Annotated in this window: 13 protein-coding genes and 1 pseudogene; 5 read left to right on the top strand and 9 right to left on the bottom strand. The window is 38.5% G+C overall.

Features of this window, described 5'->3' with window-relative positions:
* Positions 1 to 85: 85 nt before the first annotated feature.
* The 8 genes from HEQ28_RS01850 to HEQ28_RS01815 form a co-directional block, all read right to left on the bottom strand.
* A complete protein-coding gene (locus HEQ28_RS01850; protein WP_434503494.1) occupies positions 86 to 1,003 on the bottom strand; it encodes an NAD(P)-dependent oxidoreductase in 918 nt (305 codons plus the stop codon).
* Positions 1,004 to 1,068: 65 nt separating this feature from the next.
* Positions 1,069 to 2,142 (bottom strand): 3-phosphoserine/phosphohydroxythreonine transaminase, encoded by a 1,074-nt coding sequence (serC, locus tag HEQ28_RS01845; RefSeq protein ID WP_434503493.1) that lies wholly within the window; start codon positions 2,140 to 2,142, stop codon positions 1,069 to 1,071.
* Positions 2,143 to 2,339: 197 nt separating this feature from the next.
* Positions 2,340 to 3,659: a DEAD/DEAH box helicase gene (locus HEQ28_RS01840; protein ID WP_434503492.1), complete on the bottom strand. Its 1,320-nt coding sequence runs from the start codon at positions 3,657 to 3,659 to the stop codon at positions 2,340 to 2,342.
* Positions 3,656 to 4,846 (bottom strand): CDC27 family protein, encoded by a 1,191-nt coding sequence (locus HEQ28_RS01835; RefSeq protein ID WP_434503491.1) that lies wholly within the window; start codon positions 4,844 to 4,846, stop codon positions 3,656 to 3,658. The genes HEQ28_RS01840 and HEQ28_RS01835 overlap by 4 nt, the downstream gene beginning before the upstream one ends.
* A complete protein-coding gene (locus HEQ28_RS01830; RefSeq protein ID WP_434503490.1) occupies positions 4,846 to 5,856 on the bottom strand; it encodes a tetratricopeptide repeat protein in 1,011 nt (336 codons plus the stop codon). The genes HEQ28_RS01835 and HEQ28_RS01830 overlap by 1 nt, the downstream gene beginning before the upstream one ends.
* Positions 5,857 to 5,976: 120 nt before the next feature.
* Complete coding sequence (locus HEQ28_RS01825; RefSeq protein ID WP_434503489.1) at positions 5,977 to 7,200, bottom strand: tetratricopeptide repeat protein; 1,224 nt, start codon at positions 7,198 to 7,200, stop codon at positions 5,977 to 5,979.
* Positions 7,201 to 7,227: 27 nt separating this feature from the next.
* Entirely contained in the window at positions 7,228 to 9,840 is a 2,613-nt protein-coding gene (gene gyrA / locus HEQ28_RS01820; RefSeq protein WP_434503488.1) for a DNA gyrase subunit A, read from the bottom strand.
* 182 nt (positions 9,841 to 10,022) lie between these two features.
* The gene (locus HEQ28_RS01815; protein WP_434503487.1) at positions 10,023 to 10,868 is read right to left on the bottom strand and encodes an ATPase; all 846 of its coding nucleotides are present in this window, start codon (positions 10,866 to 10,868) and stop codon (positions 10,023 to 10,025) included.
* A 145-nt stretch (positions 10,869 to 11,013) separates the two neighbouring features.
* On the opposite strand from HEQ28_RS01815, the gene HEQ28_RS01810 reads away from it, so the two are divergent.
* From HEQ28_RS01810 to HEQ28_RS01790, 5 genes and pseudogenes are all read left to right on the top strand, one after another.
* Positions 11,014 to 13,368, top strand: a complete 2,355-nt coding sequence (locus tag HEQ28_RS01810; protein WP_434503486.1) for a mechanosensitive ion channel family protein — start codon at positions 11,014 to 11,016, stop codon at positions 13,366 to 13,368.
* A gap of 1,341 nt (positions 13,369 to 14,709) precedes the next feature.
* A pseudogene (gene kdsA, locus HEQ28_RS01805) lies at positions 14,710 to 15,468 on the top strand (3-deoxy-8-phosphooctulonate synthase); the annotation flags it as partial.
* A 4-nt stretch (positions 15,469 to 15,472) separates the two neighbouring features.
* Positions 15,473 to 16,453 carry a KpsF/GutQ family sugar-phosphate isomerase gene (locus tag HEQ28_RS01800; RefSeq protein ID WP_434503485.1) on the top strand — a complete coding sequence of 327 codons (981 nt, stop codon included), beginning with the start codon at positions 15,473 to 15,475 and terminating at the stop codon, positions 16,451 to 16,453.
* 16 nt (positions 16,454 to 16,469) lie between these two features.
* Positions 16,470 to 17,735, top strand: a complete 1,266-nt coding sequence (cls, locus tag HEQ28_RS01795) for a cardiolipin synthase (RefSeq protein WP_434503484.1) — start codon at positions 16,470 to 16,472, stop codon at positions 17,733 to 17,735.
* A 20-nt stretch (positions 17,736 to 17,755) separates the two neighbouring features.
* Positions 17,756 to 18,376, top strand: coding sequence for a response regulator transcription factor (locus tag HEQ28_RS01790; RefSeq protein ID WP_434503483.1), 621 nt, complete (start codon positions 17,756 to 17,758; stop codon positions 18,374 to 18,376).
* Between the two features lies 1 nt (position 18,377).
* Here the strand turns inward: HEQ28_RS01790 and HEQ28_RS01785 are convergent, their stop codons facing one another.
* A complete protein-coding gene (locus HEQ28_RS01785; protein ID WP_434503482.1) occupies positions 18,378 to 19,334 on the bottom strand; it encodes a LuxR C-terminal-related transcriptional regulator in 957 nt (318 codons plus the stop codon).
* Positions 19,335 to 19,340 lie beyond the last annotated feature (6 nt).

Here is a 19,340-nt window from a genome sequence, read left to right as displayed (position 1 = left end):
ATGGATCTAAAATAATGTATGAAAAAAATCCTACCCATGTCATGATTACAATTAAAGAGACGTGGGTAGGATATATAAGTAAATCTTACTTGTTTACCTTAAACTTTGTACAACCATCCTTAAAGAAAGCATTAATCTGCTTTGCGGCAGCGATACCAGCATTTACATTTGCCTCTGCTGTCTGCGCACCCATCTTCTTAGGTGTTGAAAAATAACGACCTTCAAACGTCTTGAAATCCTCATCTGCATCAGGCTTGATGTCTGTAATATATTTCAAGTCCTCACGCTCAGCAAGCAACTTTATAAGCTCAGGCTCATTGATTACTTCCTTACGTGCTGTATTGATAAGGATGCCACCCTTAGGCATTTGATTTACTGTTGCGTAATTAATGCTCTTTATTGTCTCTGGGGTAGCTGGAATGTGAAGAGAAACAATGTCACAAGTCTGGAACAATTCGTTTTGACTCTTTGCAGCGTGTACACCAGCAGCTTCAATAACGTCTGCAGGACAGAAAGCATCAAAAGCATAAACTTCCATGCCAAAGCCTTTTGCTACACGTGCAACATTGCGACCTACATTACCAAATGCCAATATACCGATTTTCTTGCCCATAAGCTCAGAACCAGCTTTGCCATTATAAAAGTTACGAACTGTATAAACCAACAATCCGAATACCAATTCAGCTACAGCGTTTGAATTCTGTCCAGGAGTATTCTCTGCAACAACATTATTAGCTGTTGCGGCAGCAAGATCAATATTATCATATCCTGCACCTGCACGAACAACTATCTTCATGTTCTTTGCAGCCTCTAGCACTTCTGCATCAACTTTATCTGAACGGATAATCATTGCGTCAGCATCTTTAACTGCATCAAGCAACTGAGCCTTATCAGTGTATTTTTCCAACAAAGCAAGTTCATTACCTGCTGCTTCAACTTCTTTTTTTATACCTTCTACAGCTGCAGCTGCGAATGGTTTTTCTGTTGCAACTAAAACTTTCATAGTCTTGTATTATTAAATGAATATAGGGCGAATCAAAATTCGCCCTATTACTCTAATTATTATAATTAATATTTTGCCTCAAAATCCTTCATGGCTTGAACAAGGGCGTTCACACCTTCCATCGTCATTGCATTATAGCAACTTGCACGGAAACCACCGACAGAACGGTGACCCTTAATACCAACCATACCCCGCTCTGTAGCAAATTCTAAGAACGGCTTTTCAAGTTCTGCATATTCATCATTCATTACGAAGCAAATATTCATCAATGAACGAGAATCATTCTCAACAGTACCCTTGAATAGCTTATTGCGGTCAATCTCTGTGTACATAGCCTCTGCACGTTCTTGAGCACGCTTGTCAGCAGCCTCAAGACCACCATTCTTCTTCAACCATCTCAAGTTTTCCATCATCGAATAGATAGGAACAACTGGAGGAGTATTAAACATAGAGCCCTTGTCTACATGAGTGCGATAGTCCATCATAGTAGGCAATTCTCTTGGAGCTTTTCCAAGTTCATCATCCTTAACGATAATAACCGTAACACCAGCCATAGAAATATTCTTCTGAGCACCTGCATAGATAGCTTTATATTTGCTAACATCAATAGGGCGACTCATAATATCAGAACTCATATCAGCGATAAGAGGAACATTTACGTCTAATTCCTTGCGAATTTCAGTTCCGTAAATTGTATTATTTGTACATATGTGCAAGTAATCAACATCTGCAGGCACTTTAGATTCAAAGCCTTTTGGATAGAAAGTATAATTAGCATCAGCCGATGAAGCGATCTCTATAACCTCTCCAAAATGTTTTGCTTCTTTGATAGCCTTCTTTGCCCATACACCGGAATTAACATAAGCTGCTTTCTTAATCAAGAAGTTTGCCGGTATCTGCATGAACTGCAAGGACGCACCACCACCAAGAAAAATTACAGAATAGCCTTCTGGAATATCTAATAGTTCCTTAAACAAGGCTACACTCTCGTCAACAACGGGCTGGAAATCCTTAGCACGATGGCTAATCTCCATTAATGAAAGACCGCTGCCATTGAAATCCAAAATTTGCTTAGCTGTGTTCTCAATTACCTCACGTGGAAGAATTGATGGACCTGCATTAAAGTTGTACTTCTTCATCTGAATGTATTTTTAAAGATTTATCAATTACGTGATAATTTTTAGTTTTTACGCATGCGAAATTACACTTTTATTTTTAGTTGGGCAAATTATTTAGCAATAATTTAGCGATAGCGTCTTATTTCTTTCAATTTGTAAAATACTACTATATTTTTCTTCAGCAAAAGCGAATATTAATACACTAATACGTGAATTTTTTATCTCACTTCCTCTACAATAGTTTTTACGCCTTTAATTTTTTCTCCGCTTGTCTGCTTCAATACTATCTGAAGTTTCTGTCTTGCAACGGCAGCATAAGCGAATCTATCCTGAACATCTATCTTGCCTATCTCATCTTTTTTCAGTCCAGCATTCTTGCATAAAAATCCAACAATATCACCTTTACTTATCTTGTCTTTTTTGCCTTTTCCTATATATATTGTAGCCATCTTAGGCAATGCAGGCTTTGGTAATTCTTCAGGTATTTCGTAATTATCAACTTCTGCATCTACATACTCTGGCACACGTTCCAGTGAATTCAATATGAAGAAACTACGTCCCATTTTATCCCAACGCGCTGTTCTTCCTACACGATGAATATATCCGTCTTCACTTTCTGGTATATGATAGTGTACGATATTGTCAATATCAGGAATATCAAGTCCACGGCTAGCGAGGTCTGTACTTACGAACACATTCGCACTTCCGTTAGAAAATTTATAAAGTGCGTCTTCACGCTGTTTCTGTTCCATTCCTCCATGGAAGAAGCTTATGCTGAATCCTGCATCACGAAGAAAATCAGCTGTGCGCTCAACAGAATCACGGAAATTTAGGAATACAATACTGCTCTGATCGCCAAATGTCAATAACACCTGTCGCAATGTCTCCAACTTATCCTTATCAGGGCTTTCCACTTTGTATATATGCACACGATCAGGAACCTGCTCTGAATCAGGAAGGAAGTTTAGCGTAGTAAACTTGTTATTAATGATTTTCTGGTCTTTCAGTTCTTCTGCTGGTGTTGCCGAAAGAAGAATACTTCTCACATCACTAGGCAATTTGGAAATTAAAGACTGCATCTCGTCGTGGAAACCCATTTCAAGACACTTGTCAAATTCATCAAGTACAAGATATTTAATATTGTCTGATAATATATTCAACTTATCAAGATGATCATTTAGTCTTCCTGGTGTTGCAAAGACAATCTGTGGTTTCACCTCACGCAACTTCCTATGCTCATCCATTGTTGGACGACCACCATAGCAAGCCATTCCACGAAGTCCGCTTCCCATGTCTTTTAGTACATTAGCAGACTGCAAAGCAAGTTCACGTCCTGGAACAACAACAACTGCCTGCACTTCGTCACTACTTGCATCTACAAGTTGAGAAAGTGGAAGAAGGTATGAAAGAGTCTTTCCTGAACCTGTAGGTGAAAGAAGTACTATATCATCTTTGCCATTAAGCAAGGCATCTACTGTAGCCTGCTGCATGACGTTCAACTCAATATTGAGTTTATTTATAATCTTATCTATATTCATAATAATTTATCTATTTCATCAAACTGCTTACCCATATTCAGATTTAAGTATATGGTATATAATGGTAAAGCCCATTTACTTTTCTGTTCTGGTGCAAGTGCTCGATATCTCTCAAGATACGGCATTGCATTGCGATAGCAGTCTAATATTTTATTTCGTTTTTTCTGACTCATCTGTAAGTTCTTGTCTAATTCTACGGCTTGATTAAACCATGAAAGACCAGCATTCAGATACGCATCAGCAAGAGTGTCATTCTTAGCAATAAGACTTTTAGATATATCAAGACACTCAGAATACTTACCTTGTAGCAAAAGAACATTGCTCTTGGCATATCTGAATAACACACTGGTGCTATCTGACTTCAAAGCTGTATCGCATATTTTCAAAGCCTCATCATATTGATTCTGCTGCACGTAGTTATCAATAAGTCGAGGAAAGAAGAATGAGAATGTAGGATATTTTTCAAAACCATCCCATAATGTCTTAATGTATCTTACAGTATCATTCTCAAGTTTATATGTCTCTGCCAGATATTGCAGCATCAAGTTTGCATGCGCTGTATCTTTTAGTGCCAGATAAGTGTGTCTTAGTGTTGCTTGCGGATCTTTTAGCTTATATCCACAATACACAGCCCAATATGCTGCCTGAGTAAGATTTTTGTCATGGGAAGCATATTTATATTTAGCAAACATCGGATTGACAGAGCAATCAATATAAGTATTAAAGAAATCATAAGCTCGCAGATAATCCTGTTTCTTTATGAAATAAATACCTCCGTAATAGATATTAGGTCTATATTGATTAAGAAGTTCAGCACTATGATCACGATATTTAAACTTAATGCGTCCCTTTGCATCAGGTTTCATATCTAAAGAATCCAATCCTTCCAATGTAGCGAACATTCTTCTTGTAAGATTAAATAGAGATGCCGTATCGTATTTCTGCTTCAGATATAATTTTTCATTACCCTGCTCATACTGTTTCTGTTGAGCATCAAAAAGAGTCATCCATATTTTTTCATTATCCCTGTTTGCTGAGTCTTTCAGCAAATCAGCCATAAGCTTTTCTGCATTATCAAGACTACTACCGCTCTTTATAAAATCGCGAGCTTGTGATATAGCCTTTTTCTGCCCCATTACACACTGTGGCAGAAAAAATATCAACATGTATAAAATATACTTCCTCATTATCTTATAACCTTATTAATATATTCAAGCACTTGCTTCCACTCCACTATATCCTGCTTAGGATCAAGTATCGAAGCTTCAACAATCCATTTCTTTGCGCTTTGCAATAACTCTCTATATTTAATATCATCTGTCTTTTTAAACCGTAATTTGCTACCCTGCAAACTATCCTTCAGCTGTTTTGCATCATCGAAATAACATTTTCCTATATTATATACTGCTAACACATAAGTGCTATCAATGTCCAATGCATGTTTAAAACTCTCAATGGCGTTATCCCAATGCTTATTTTTCTGTTCAGCTTCGCCTTTCAACACCCATGCCAGTTTATTTTCAGGATGCTTTTCTGTTTCGCTTACAGCAAACTGCAACACTTCACGCTCATGTCCATGTACAGAAAAATAATCAGTAAGCATTTTAAAATATGCCATATTCTCAGGCATCTTATCATAAAGATCAATCAACTCTGATACATACTTCAACGAATCAGCTTTCGTCACAAGTTGCTTGCTATTACAGTTAATCTTTATTTCAGCTGCATCGTGTGCAAAATTTGCATCCTTTAATGCCAAGTCAGCGTAACGTTTGGCATTATCATAATCCTCTTTTCCAAAAGAAAGCAGACTCACATAATATGCGACAAGTCCAACATTCTGGTTTTCCTTTTGGAACAGAGGTCCATCGGTGCAATCAAGATACAACTTAAAGATTTCCATGGCATCGTCGTTTTTCCTGCGACTATATTCATACATTCCTGCATCAATCAGCGGAGATAGAAACTTTGACAATCGTTTTGAATTGTCATGTCTATAATGTAATTTTATTTTGCCTTTTGAATCAGCTTTTGAATCGAAGTAATCACATAACACAGCCGTTTTCATCAGTTTAACGACATTTTCATAATATGATAATGTGTCATCACTTATAGACGGCATATCATTTAGCATATTGTCTATTTCTGTGTTTAGTCGTTTTGCAGTATTCTGCATATCCTGCCCAAAGCACGTCATAAACGATGACATACAAAATGATATTGTTATTATAAGAAAACTGCGTTTCATAAAGATAAATAGAGCATAACCTATGGAGAAAAACTCCACGGTAATGCTCTATTTTTTATTAAAAAAGAATTACTTGTTCAAAGATTCCATTTCCTTTGTACGACTGTCTGCTGCGCCATAGAGGCTGTAGTAAACAGAGTAAAGAGGGTAACTCCAGTTAGCCTTCTCACGATTTGGATCCAAGCTGCGTGCTTTCTCCAAATAGTCCTGGCTTTCTTTGTAAAGTTTCTGCTGCTCAACCTTGTTACCGTTGATAGAACCAGCTTGAGCATTAAGACAGAAACCAAGATATGTAAGAACAACAACATTTTTGTCATCCTTTATGATAGCCTTCTTGAAGCACTCTACAGCCTGTTCTGGCTTGTTTGCGTTCATGAAGTTCTGTCCCTTCAAAGCCCATGCAATAGAATTCTCAGGATCAGCAGCTATTTTGTCAGCAATGATCTTATCCTGATCAGCTGCCATCTTAAGACTACCATACATGTTTACTAGTGTTGCAAAAATCTGGTCATTCTTTGAATCTTTAGTATAAAGACCTTTCAGTGTCTCAACATACTGAAGAGAATCAGCCTTTGACTTCAAACCCTGCTGCATAAGATACATCTTCAAGTTAAGAGCATCCTTGTAAACGGCAGTGTCCTGCATAGCTACGTCTACATACTTGTTTGCCAAATCCATCTGCTTGTTCTGGAAAGCATAAACACCAGCTACACGAGCAACCTCACCCAGATATTGGTCAGGTGTCTTTGTACGGTCAATGCTTTTAAACAATGGACTAACAGCACTCTCTACATACATACCAAAGTATTTCAATGCTGTAGCCTGGTCATTCTTCTGACCTGCAGCCTGTCCGGCATTGATAAGGTTAGCACGCAAACCATATAGGCGAGTAGCGTTAGAAGACTCAAACTTAGGTTTGATTTTACCACCATCGTTTGGCTTCTGGTCAAACTCATTACATGCTATAGCACTGTTGATAGCATCAAAAAGTGCATTATTGTAGCCTGTTGTATCATAAGCAACTTCCTTACCCTGACCAAACTGCTTTGCCATCTGGTTAGAAGTAATTGTAGCTTGCTCCTTGGTGACTTTTTCCATTGCCAAATCAACAAGTTTATTGTAAGCCTTAGCCTTTTCTGCGTCATTAACCAACTGGTTTAAGTTAGTCTTCAGCAGTGTTTCTGCATCAGCATAAGTCTTTGCCTTAAGTATCGCCTTCAAAGGTTCACTGTCGCCGGCAAAAGCAGCAGATGTACCTAGTAGCATCAAAGCTGCGATCATTAACTTTCTCATAATTACGTTTTTATATTAAAAGGTTTGTTATTCTTGTGTTTCTTCGTCGTCGAAGTCTACCAAAGGAGCCTGCTCTTCAACTTCATCTTCTACTGATGATTCAGACTGAGTATCCTTCTTTATCTCTTCGGTCTTGTTAGCCCATTGAGCACGGCTTTCTTCCTCAATAGTAACTTCCAACTCAGAACTCATCACCTTGCATACACTAGCAATTACATCATTTTTCTTTGCTAGATTGATAAGGCGAACGCCCTGAGTAGCACGTCCCATAATTCGGACATCTGCAACTGCTAGACGAATAACGATTCCGCTCTTGTTGATAATCATAAGATCATTATCGTCGGTAACATTCTTTATGCTTACCAAGCGACCTGTCTTATCGGTTATAGACATTGTCTTAACACCCTTACCACCACGATTAGTGATACGATAGTCTTCAACAAAACTGCGCTTACCATAGCCCTGTTCACTTACTACCATGACAGTTTCATTTTCAGCGTCGTTTACGGTAATCATACCTATAACATCATCGTTTTCTGCGTCAAGACGCATACCTCTTACACCAGTAGCTGTACGTCCCATTGTACGTATTGCATTCTCGTTGAAGCGAACGGCACGACCGTTACGGTTTGCGATAATCAACTCGTTATTACCGTTAGTAAGGCGTACGTCTACAACCTCATCACCCTCTGCGATATTTATGGCAATGACACCATTTGCACGTGGGCGGCTGTAAGCCTCAAGACTTGTCTTCTTAACAGTACCGTTCTTAGTTGCGAAGATAACATAGTGACTACTATTGAACTCTTCATCGTTAAGACCACGAAGACGGAGTATAGCGTTCAATGCATCGTCGCTTTCAATATTAAGCATATTCTGTATTGCGCGTCCCTTACTGTTGCGGTCGCCCTCAGGAATTTCATAGCACTTCAACCAATAGCAACGTCCCTTCTTTGTGAAGAACAACATTGTCTGGTGCATTGTAGCAGGATAGATAAATTCTGTGAAGTCCTGATCACGATGACGTGCGCCCTTAGAACCTACTCCACCACGTGCTTGCTCACGGAACTCACTAAGCGGTGTACGCTTGATGTAGCCCATGTGGCTGACAGTAATAACAACAGGATCATTTGGATAGAAGTCTTCTGGATTGAATTCCTCGCTAGAGTATTTAATCTCTGTACGGCGGTCATCGCCATATTTCTCTTTAACTTCAATAAGTTCGTCTTTCATTACCTTCTTGCAAAGTTCTGGATCATCAAGAATCTGCTGAAAATAAGCAATCTGACGCTCTAGTTCTTCATATTCAGCATGCAACTGATCCATACGAAGACCTGTGAGCTGACTTAATCGCATATCAACGATAGCCCTACTCTGCAATTCATCAAGGTTGAAACGCTGTTCCAAGTTCTTCTGAGCCTCAGCAGGAGTCTTGCTTGCACGGATAAGATGAACAACTTCATCAATATTATCACATGCAATGATAAGTCCTTCAAGGATGTGGGCACGTTCCTGAGCCTTTCTCAAATCATACTTTGTTCTGCGTATAGTTACGTCGTGACGATGCTCTACGAAATACATCACGCATTCGCGCAAGCTAAGCAAACGTGGACGTCCCTTAACAAGAGCGATACAGTTTACAGAGAATGAACTCTGCAATGCAGTCATCTTGAAAAGTTTATTCAGAATTACGTTGGCATTTGCATCTTTCTTTACATCAATTACGATACGCATACCCTGACGGCCAGACTCATCGTTAGCATTGCTGATACCGTCAATCTTACCTTCCTTAACCAACTCGGCAATATACTCGATAAGCATCTGCTTGTTTACGCCATAAGGAATTTCAGTAACAACAATCTTGTCATGGCTTTCACCGCTCTCTATTTCTGCCTTTGAACGCATGATGATACGACCACGACCTGTTTCATAAGCCTGACGTACACCTTGAATACCATAAATATAAGCACCTGTAGGGAAATCCGGAGCCTTGATGTATTGCATCAATCCGTCCAAGTCTATATCAGGGTTATCAATATATGCACAGCAACCATCAATTACTTCACCAAGATTATGAGTAGGCATATTTGTAGCCATACCTACGGCAATACCATTACCACCATTTACCAACAAGTTAGGAATCTTAGTCGGCATAACAGAAGGCTCTACAAGTGTATCGTCAAAGTTGTTGGTCATGTCTACGGTTTCCTTTTCCAAGTCATCCATGACACGCTCACCCATCTTACTAAGGCGGCACTCTGTATAACGCATAGCAGCAGGAGAGTCACCATCTACAGAACCAAAGTTTCCCTGTCCGTCAACGAGTTTATAACGCATGTTCCAGTCCTGTCCCATACGCACAAGTGCTCCATATACAGATCCATCTCCATGTGGGTGATACTTACCAAGAACTTCACCAACTACACGGGCACATTTCTTGAAAGGTTTGTCACTGGTATTACCAAGTCCCTGCATACCATAAAGGATACGGCGATGAACTGGTTTAAAACCATCACGCACATCCGGTAGTGCACGAGCCACAATAACAGACATAGAATAGTCAATATACGAGGATTTCATTTCTTCCTCAATATTGATTTTCAATATTCTGTCGTTATCAATTGTCAGATTTTCGTCCATTGAAATTTATTTGTTATTATTTTATTTTTCTATTTATCAGCTTTAAGCCTAAAAGTAAAAATCAACCAGAATGCCGTTTATTTTCATTCTAAGCGATTTTTAATGCTTTTTCAAGGGTGCTAAATTACAACATTTTTTCGACATAACAATGCGTTAGAAGCAAAAAACGTTCATTTTGCGTATTATTTTCTATAATAATCCAGCAAACCTGCAACAGGGCTTTGATTAATTCTGCTCACCTCAAATCCGTATTCTTCACACACTTCTTTGAGAATATCTGAAAACACATCTGCAACACTGCCTATAAAACCAATCTTGCGCACCTCGTTGTAAGGCAATATGTTGTATTTCATAAAATCAGAGAAATTATCCTTCACAAGTTTTCGTAAAGGTTTCTCATCAATATGCTCGCCAACAAACTTAGACACAGTTGCCAGATAGCGATTTGCCAATGGTTCAGTATACACTTTGCTGATGATACTGCTATATGTTTGATTTGTCTCTTTAAGATACATGTCTTTTATACGTTCTGGAATCCATCCCTTGAATATTCCGTTCATGAATCTTTTGCCAAGTACAGCCCCACTGCCTTCGTCGCCAAGTATGTAACCTAACGGTGGTGTGTTGGCTGTTATTTCTTTTCCATCGTACAGACAACTGTTTGCCCCTGTGCCCAATATGCATGCAATACCACTTTCGTGTCCACAAACGGCACGTGCAGCACCAAGTAAATCACCAGCAACTTCAATGTTTTGTAATGGCAAAGAGAATACTTCTGCAAGAATATTTCGCATTACAGGAATCTTCTCAATGGTACAACCGCTACCGTAAAATGCAATATTCAAGTCAGACGACAAGAATTCTTCACTCATCATGCACAGCACTTCTTCTTTGAGTGTATACTTAATTTCATTAACTTTCTGATGAAATGGATTTATGCCTTGCGACTTGAATGTTCTTGTTACCTCGTTGTTTTTCACAACAAACCAATCGGTTTTGGTACTACCGCTATCTGCTATTATCAACATCGTTTTGGATTATCAATTATTTAACTACAAAAGTAGTGATAAAAAACGAGATTAAAGATAATTATTTAAAAAAGATTGCCTTTTAAAGCCTTTATTATTGCCTTTTTATTATTTTTGCATTCATATTTTCATAACAAAGCAAATAATGAACAAGAGAGTCTTACTAATAATTCTACTCATTGCCACGATACTGTCTCCGGCAAGAGCTGTTCTCAAAGAACAAAATCTTGACAACACACTGTCTATTCTACGTTCCGAACTCACAAACTATCGTACAGAACTTGAACGTCAGTCAGGATTTATGAAAGAACAGCAGACGCAAGTCGTTGACAAACTGTTTGGAATCATGAGCAAGAGCAGTCAAAACTCTCTGATGCTATATTCTCAGCGTCCAGAATATGTGTTTGATTTAGCTTATGCATGCCATGAAGCAACTGAGCAATATCACGATTACAAGAAAAACGTGTTGCCTTTTAGAAACTTCATCACAAAAACAAACTCTGAGATTGCCCGCTACGACAGTCTTATCAACACATTGAGCAGTGTGCACGTAGCATCGCTTAGCAAAAAAGCTTTGATTGACAAGAATGTATGCCTCACGTTGGCTATCAATATCCGTCATACACTAAACGACAACAGCAATCAATTCAAGGACTATATTGGTTATTACCAGATGACAGAAAGCCAACTGAAACATCTTAACGACTATGCAAATAAGCGTTATTCTGAAATACAAAACAACATCTTCAGCAATGCCGGTGATAATTATTTCAAGACTATATCAAAGTTGGGGATAAATGTGAGAGAAACTAGAGAATCTATTGAAACAAAATATTTCATTAAGACTAAAGTGCCATCACAATGGGACTCACGACTGATTTTCGGACTGTTTGCTATAATCTGCTTCTACGGTTTTATAGCCAGCTTAATCAATATTCTGGCTATAAGGTTTCTTATGCCTAAAAGATTCCGCACCAAATGGTTTATGTCTAAACGCACATCCATTATCATGGCTTCTTCCGTGGTGTCACTAGCGGTGATACTAGGACTTACAAGTCTTATCTTCTCCGAGCAAAACTTCATAATCATGGCTAGCGGACTGTTTGTGGAATATACATGGCTATTAGGTGTGATTCTGATTTCACTACTTCTACGACTTGACGGCAAGCAGATTGCAAGCGGATTCAGAATATACTCGCCGTTGATATTTATAGGGTTTGTAGTGATCGCATTCCGTATCATTTTGATTCCAAACGATTTAGTAAACATCATCTTCTCGCCTATCCTACTGGTATGCACTATATGGCAATTCTGGGTAATAAGAAGACACAACAATAACATTCCAAAGAGTGATGTAGCCTACACATACGCTTCTCTGGCTGTGTTCGTCGTTTCTTTGTTATCTGCATGGAACGGCTATACTCTACTAAGCGTCCAACTACTTATCTGGTGGGTGATGCAGCTCACTTGTATTCTCACAATTACATGTTTACGTGGATGGCTTAAAGGCATCGCCATCAGAAAAGGCTACGAAAACATGGATATCAAGAAGACATGGATGTTCAACTTGATTTATCAAGTTATTCTGCCCATGCTCAGCGTCTATTCGTTTATCATCGCTATATACTGGGCTGCCGATGTGTTCAACCTCAGCGATACCACATGGATGATATTCACGAAAAACTACATCGAAACCAAATGGTTCTCGGCTAGCATATTCTCTATTGCTCAGGTAATCGTCCTGTTCTACCTGTTCTCTTACGGCAACAGATGTTTTAAGGCTTTCCTGAAACTACATTTCGAGAAAGCCGACTACAGTACCGCTGCCAGCAGAAACGTGATGGCAAAGAATCTTGTTCAAGTTATTGTTTGGGGTATATGGTTGATAATCGCACTCGCCATTTTCCATATTGACAACACATGGCTTGTTGTTGTTTCAGGCGGTCTGTCTACCGGTATCGGTTTCGCTATGAAGGATATACTGGAAAACATCTACTACGGTATTTCGTTGATGGCTGGCCGTGTAAAGATTGGCGACTATATCATCTGTGACGGAACTCGTGGCAAAGTTAGTTCAATAAGTTATACTTCAACCATTGTCGAAGCAAATGACGGTTCGGTGATTGCGTTCCAAAACAGTCAACTCTTTACGAAGAACTACAAGAACATGACAAAGAATCATGGTTACGAACTTGATAGTCTTGAAGTGGGAGTAGCTTATGGAACAGACATACACAAAGTGAAGAAGTTGCTGCATGACGAAATTTCAAAACTAGACTGCATCAACAAAGAGCGTGACGTGAACATCACCCTAAAGGAATTCGGCGACAGCGCAATCAATTTAAAGATTCTTGTATGGGTTCCAGTCTTGTCACAGGGCAATGCCGATGGATGTATTCTTGAATGCATCTATGACACGCTGAACAAATACAATATCGAGATTCCATATCCACAACGAGAAGTTTCAATTAGGCATTCAGAAAATGCGATAAAATCTTGATGTAAATAAGTTTTACTTCGCCTTCATTAGAGAAACTGCTGGTGCTGCTGTTTTCTTTACTACAGCGGCAGCAGTAGTTTCTATATATCTTTATCTATATCTATATCTATATCTATATCTTTGCGCGGTTGGGCGTGCGAGTACTTATAATGCAAAAGTGCATTTCGTTGATTTCAAAATCAATCTACTTTCAATCTACTTTCAATCTACTTTCATTCTAGATTCATTTTAGAATCAATTATTATAAAACAAAACGCTATAGTTTCAAGGCTATAAATTAATCTAATTTGACAAATATTAGTCAAGAAGTGACACTTTAAAATAGCTCATTACACAACATCAGAAAAGGAAAATGGTTTTTATAATTACAAAGTAAAGTAGTTAAATTATTAGTCCATTGTCAGCAATATTTAAAAGCAACTGTCCCTACCAGTAATTTCTTTTTTTAGCTACGAAGCTACGTCTTATACTAATCAGTTGAGATACAATATTTTACAGACTCATCTGACAATATTTAGCTACGTTAAGCTACGTTTTAACTACGTATTTTCTTGCGTTTTACGAAGCAATGCAATGCAAAACGTCGTAAAACGCAATGCGTTTCTATGTAGAAACAGAAACGTTTGATCGTAGAAACGCAAACTTTATATCGTAGAAACGGAAACGTTTGATCGTAGAAACGTAATGCATTCCTTCGTAAAACGCAAATCGAAAAATTGATTTTTGAGGGGTAATTATTCAATCTGCATGACTGCTAATTTACAAATCTCTACATAGGGTTTTCAAAAAAATAAGCGTCGAAGTGACTACGACCTAAATATCAGCAAGTTATCTTACTTTTCTGTATTTTATAGTGTCAATGAAATGTCCTATTTCATAAAACTAGCTATTCGGCAACATAGTTCTTACATTTCATCGTAGAAACGCAAAATTCAACGACGTTCTATGTCATTACATATCACAAAAGCTGCATCTAACTGTCTGGTTATCAACAAATCAACACTTAGACGCTAGAAAAAAAACTAAAAGCTCGGGCGTGCGATCGGGAGAACATTACTTATATAGATATATTTTAAAGCATAAACATGTTTGAAAAGTATAGAATCGCCTTTTTGCATTTTATCAATTCTTCATTTGTTTTTCCAAGAATTGATACATCAAAACATGTTCAAAACGTAGCCCAGTCCATTGATTTATGTGGTTAACCTAATTAGCTCATGTGTTATTATTGACAACCTATATAGTCTTTATGGCTTATTAATTAGTCTATTCGTATCATTTACATGTTATTTCTTTGCCTGTTACAGAGTTTTTTAGTAACTTTGCAATCTAAGAAAATCTAGAAGTATGCAACCAATATTTATTGCAGGTCCCTGCGTTATAGAGTCATCGGAACTGCTTGACACAGTAGCTCGCGAACTGGTAAGAATAAACAAGAAACTAGGTGTCGAAATTATATTCAAGTCTTCTTTCGACAAGGCTAACCGCACATCAATTAATTCATTCCGTGGTCCTGGACTGGAACGCGGAATGCAAATGCTTGCTGACATAAAAGAGAAATACGGACTGAAAATACTCACAGACATTCATGAAAGCTATCAGGCTGAAGCTGTCGGAAAGGTATGCGACGTGATACAGATTCCAGCTTTTCTGTGCCGACAGACAGACTTACTTGTTGCTGCTGCCAAAACAGGAAAGATTGTGAATATTAAGAAAGCACAATTCCTAAGCGGTGCAGACATGAAATATCCTGTAGAGAAAGCTTTGGAAAGCGGTGCAAAAGAAGTATGGCTCACAGAAAGAGGCAACAGTTTTGGTTACAACAATCTTGTAGTTGACTTCCGCAATATTCCTGACATGAAGGAAATCACTCCAAACGTAATCATGGACTGCACACACAGCGTGCAGCGTCCAGGAGCAGGAAACGGTTCCACAGGTGGCGATCGTCGTTTCGTTCCATCTATGGCATTAGCAGCAAAAGCATTCGGAGCTACTGGATATTTTCTTGAAGTTCATCCAAACCCAGACAAGGGACTTAGTGATGGACCAAATATGCTTGAACTTGACAAATTAGAAGGACTTATCGAAAAACTATTGTAACAAAATGAACGACATACATATTGAAGAAAGACTGAAACACGTTTGTGATTGGGGCATTCAGGCACTGAGTGATGAGGCACAGGCTATCACAGACTTGATACCACAGATAGACGACAACTTCACGAAGGCTGTTGACATGATGTATAACTGCAACGGAAAAATTATCGTGACCGGAGTAGGAAAAAGCGGAAACGTAGGCGCAAAGATTGCTGCTACATTGGCTTCTACAGGTACACCAGCATTCTTCATCAGCCCTTTGGATGTATATCATGGAGATTTGGGAGTGATGACTTCCAGCGATGTAGTATTGGCACTAAGCAATTCTGGACAGACTGACGAATTGCTTCGTTTCATCCCAATGGTACTACACATGAATATTCCGATTATATCTATGACATGTAATCCAAATTCACTATTAGCAAAATATAGCAACGCACATATACAGGTGAAGGTGGAGAAAGAAGCATGCCCGCTGAATCTGGCTCCTACAAGCAGCACTACTGCTGCACTAGCAATGGGTGACGCTCTAGCAATCGCTCTAATGCAGGTAAGAGACTTCAAGCCACAGGATTTCGCACAGTTCCACCCTGGAGGAGAATTGGGAAAACGTCTCCTTACAACAGCATCAGATGTAATGCGTGTAGACGATCTTCCTATAGTACCTCAGGACATGCACCTTGGAGAAGCTATCATCAGAGTAAGCAAGGGACAACTAGGACTTGGAGTTTCAGTTGAAGACGACAACAAGGTGATCGGACTAATTACCGACGGAGATATTCGCCGAGCTATGGAAAAATGGCAAGCTAAATTCTTCGACCATACAGTGAGCGACATCATGACACGCACACCAAAACTGGTATTACCGACAACAAAGATAAGTGAGGTCCAGCGAATTATGCACCAACACAAAATACATACAGTACTAGTTGTTGATGAAGACGAGCATCTGCTTGGCGTAGTCGATCATTATGCTTGTATGATTTAACAGAAAGAACGTTTACATGTCATTGAGAAAGTTAGTATTTTCACTTCTTTTATTGTGCTGCTCTTTCTGTAGTGCTCAAACTTCCGACTCTCTTATCGTAAGAGATTTGCGTAACTGTGGAATAAAGTTTTCACACAACAACTCGATAACGCTCTTAAAAACGGGACAAGAAAAATTCGACGACTTATTCAAAGCTATACAGCAGGCTCATAAAAGCGTTCATCTTGAATATTTTAATTTCCGTAACGACTCTATAGCAGGACTTCTATTCAAAATTCTAGAAGAGAAAGCACGACAGGGTGTCGAGGTAAGGGCTTTGTTTGATGCCTTTGGAAACTCATCTAACAATCGACCGCTTAAAAACAAGTATCTTGAAACAATACGTGCAAAGGGAATTGAAATATATAAATTCGACCCTATTACATTTCCGTGGATAAATCATGTGTTTTCTCGTGACCACAGAAAAATTGTTGTCATTGATGGAAAAATTGCATATACAGGAGGTATGAACGTTGCCGACTATTACATAACCGGAACTGAGGATGTAGGCGAATGGCATGATATGCACTGTCGAATAGAAGGTGACGAGGTTAACACGCTCCAGAAGATATTTCTGAAGATGTGGAACAAGGTGACTGGTCAGAATGTACATGGACCACAATATTATCGAGGCGTAACCAACGCTGATTACATAACGGGATTAAAACCTGACTTATGTGAATCAGCAGGAAACAAGATGATAGGTATTGTGAACAGAGAGCCACATACTTCAAACAAGATTATCAGACAGTTTTATCTCGCTGCGATAAACGATGCTCAAGACAGTATAAAGATTATAAATCCATATTTCACACTAAACCACGAAATAAAGAAGGCACTCAAAAATGCTGTAAAGCGCGGTGTAAAAGTGGATATAATGCTAAGTATAAGAAACGATATTCCTCTGACCCCAGACTGCGGATTCTATAATGCGCACAAGTTGATGAAAGCGGGCTGCAATATATGGATGTATAAACCAGGATTCCACCATACAAAAATCATCATGGTTGATGGTAGAGTTTGCACCGTAGGAAGTGCTAACCTGAATGCACGAAGCCTTAGCTGGGACTATGAGGACAATGCTGTGATAATTGATAAATGCACAACACAAGAACTTGACAACCTGTTTGACGCAGAGAAAGCAAACTGTTTCAAACTTACTCAGGAGAAATGGGATAAATGGAGAGATCCATGGCAAAAGTTCAGAGGCTGGTTCGGACATCTGCTTGCGCCATTCCTATAACTCTACATTATAATTGAAATATGAACGAAACATTACATAATACCCCTATGGGTTTTAAACCTAAAATCGCCATCGTTGACAATAACACATTGGCTGTTATTGGACTGAAAACGATGTTGCAGAATGTGATGCCGGCAATAGAGATTGATACATTCAACTCTTACGAAGCACTGCAAATGCATGATATGGATAGTTTCTTCCATTATTTCGTGGCAGTCAAGATTGTTTTGGAAAACAGAATGGCATTCTTAGAACGCAAGCACAAGACGATTGTACTTACTACATCTAACGATCCAAGTACACAACTGAGCTATTTCAAGAGCTTATGCATAAATGTGCCAGAAGAACAACTTGTAAAATCACTGCTACAACTTGAACAACACGGTCATGCAGGAGGAAAGAATCTTCCAAAGACGATACAGCCTGTAAAGACAAAGATTCTTAGCGACAGAGAAATTGAAGTGTTATCGCTAATCGTGCAGGGATTTATTAATAAGGAAATAGCAGACCAACTGAATATTGGTCTTACAACTGTAATCAGTCACCGCAAGAATATCATGGATAAGTTGGGACTGAAAAGCGTAAGTGCATTAACCATTTATGCCGTAATGCACGGATATGTTGACATCAACAATATTTAAATTATATTTTAACTGCAGAGATATCAACAAAATTATTTACAATTGCATAAATAGTTAATCCGGCTGCACTGTGAATCTGCAACTTTCTCGCAATGTTTCTGCGATGCGTAATAACGGTATTTATTGAAATACACAGATGATCAGCAATCTCTTTATTGCTCATTCCCTGAACAAGACTTACTATAACATCTTTCTCCCTATCACTGATAGTCTCGTTACCTTCGGCATTTTTATTTATCATGTTTGATATCTTAACAGAGACATCATTCTGTCTTGTCTTATGTTCCAATCGTCTTATAGCAGGTATAAAGATGTGATCCTCAACTTTTGAATGCTGCATCAGCCAGTCCTCATTATTATATATATCATATAATGTAGCTGTAAGCTGATTATTATGCAACTCATCACTGGGCAGATACTTGATAATAATATTCTTCAGTTCCTTTAATTGTTTGTCAATCTGGCTATGATGCTTTGAATAAGTGTCTATATCATAACTAACAGATGACTGATTTTGAATCAATGATTCTACATAAGGAAACACCGTTTTCTCTTCATAACGCATGTGCATTCGTATTTCGCGTGCATACTCATCATAAAGTTTAAGTATCAGCATCGCCAAATTATCAGTCTTATCAAGGGCATCCTCTAACTCCTTACGTATAAAAGGTAACTGAAAACCCAGATAATAGTCATGGCTAGCTTTAAGATAATGCAATAGCGTAGGTAATGAAAGACGATCCTCATTATCTACATCAGCATATCCATTGATAGTATAATTCACAACGGCTAAAAATGTATAACAGTCTACCTTTTGTTCATCACAGACTTGCCTTACAGTTTTATCACCAAAGCCGAGGCTTAAGCCGAAACCACCCAAGCTTTGCAATATATTGTAATTATCTCTTATAAGGGAAATCATCTGATCGTCAGCCTCATACATTTTCTGATTTTTCATTTCTTT

The sequence above is a fragment of the Prevotella sp. genome (genome assembly GCF_051059605.1).
In the GTDB taxonomy this organism is placed as follows: Bacteria; Bacteroidota; Bacteroidia; order Bacteroidales; family Bacteroidaceae; genus Prevotella.
The sequence above is the reverse complement of the archived record's forward strand: the minus strand, read 5'-3'. Positions and strand labels throughout refer to the sequence as shown.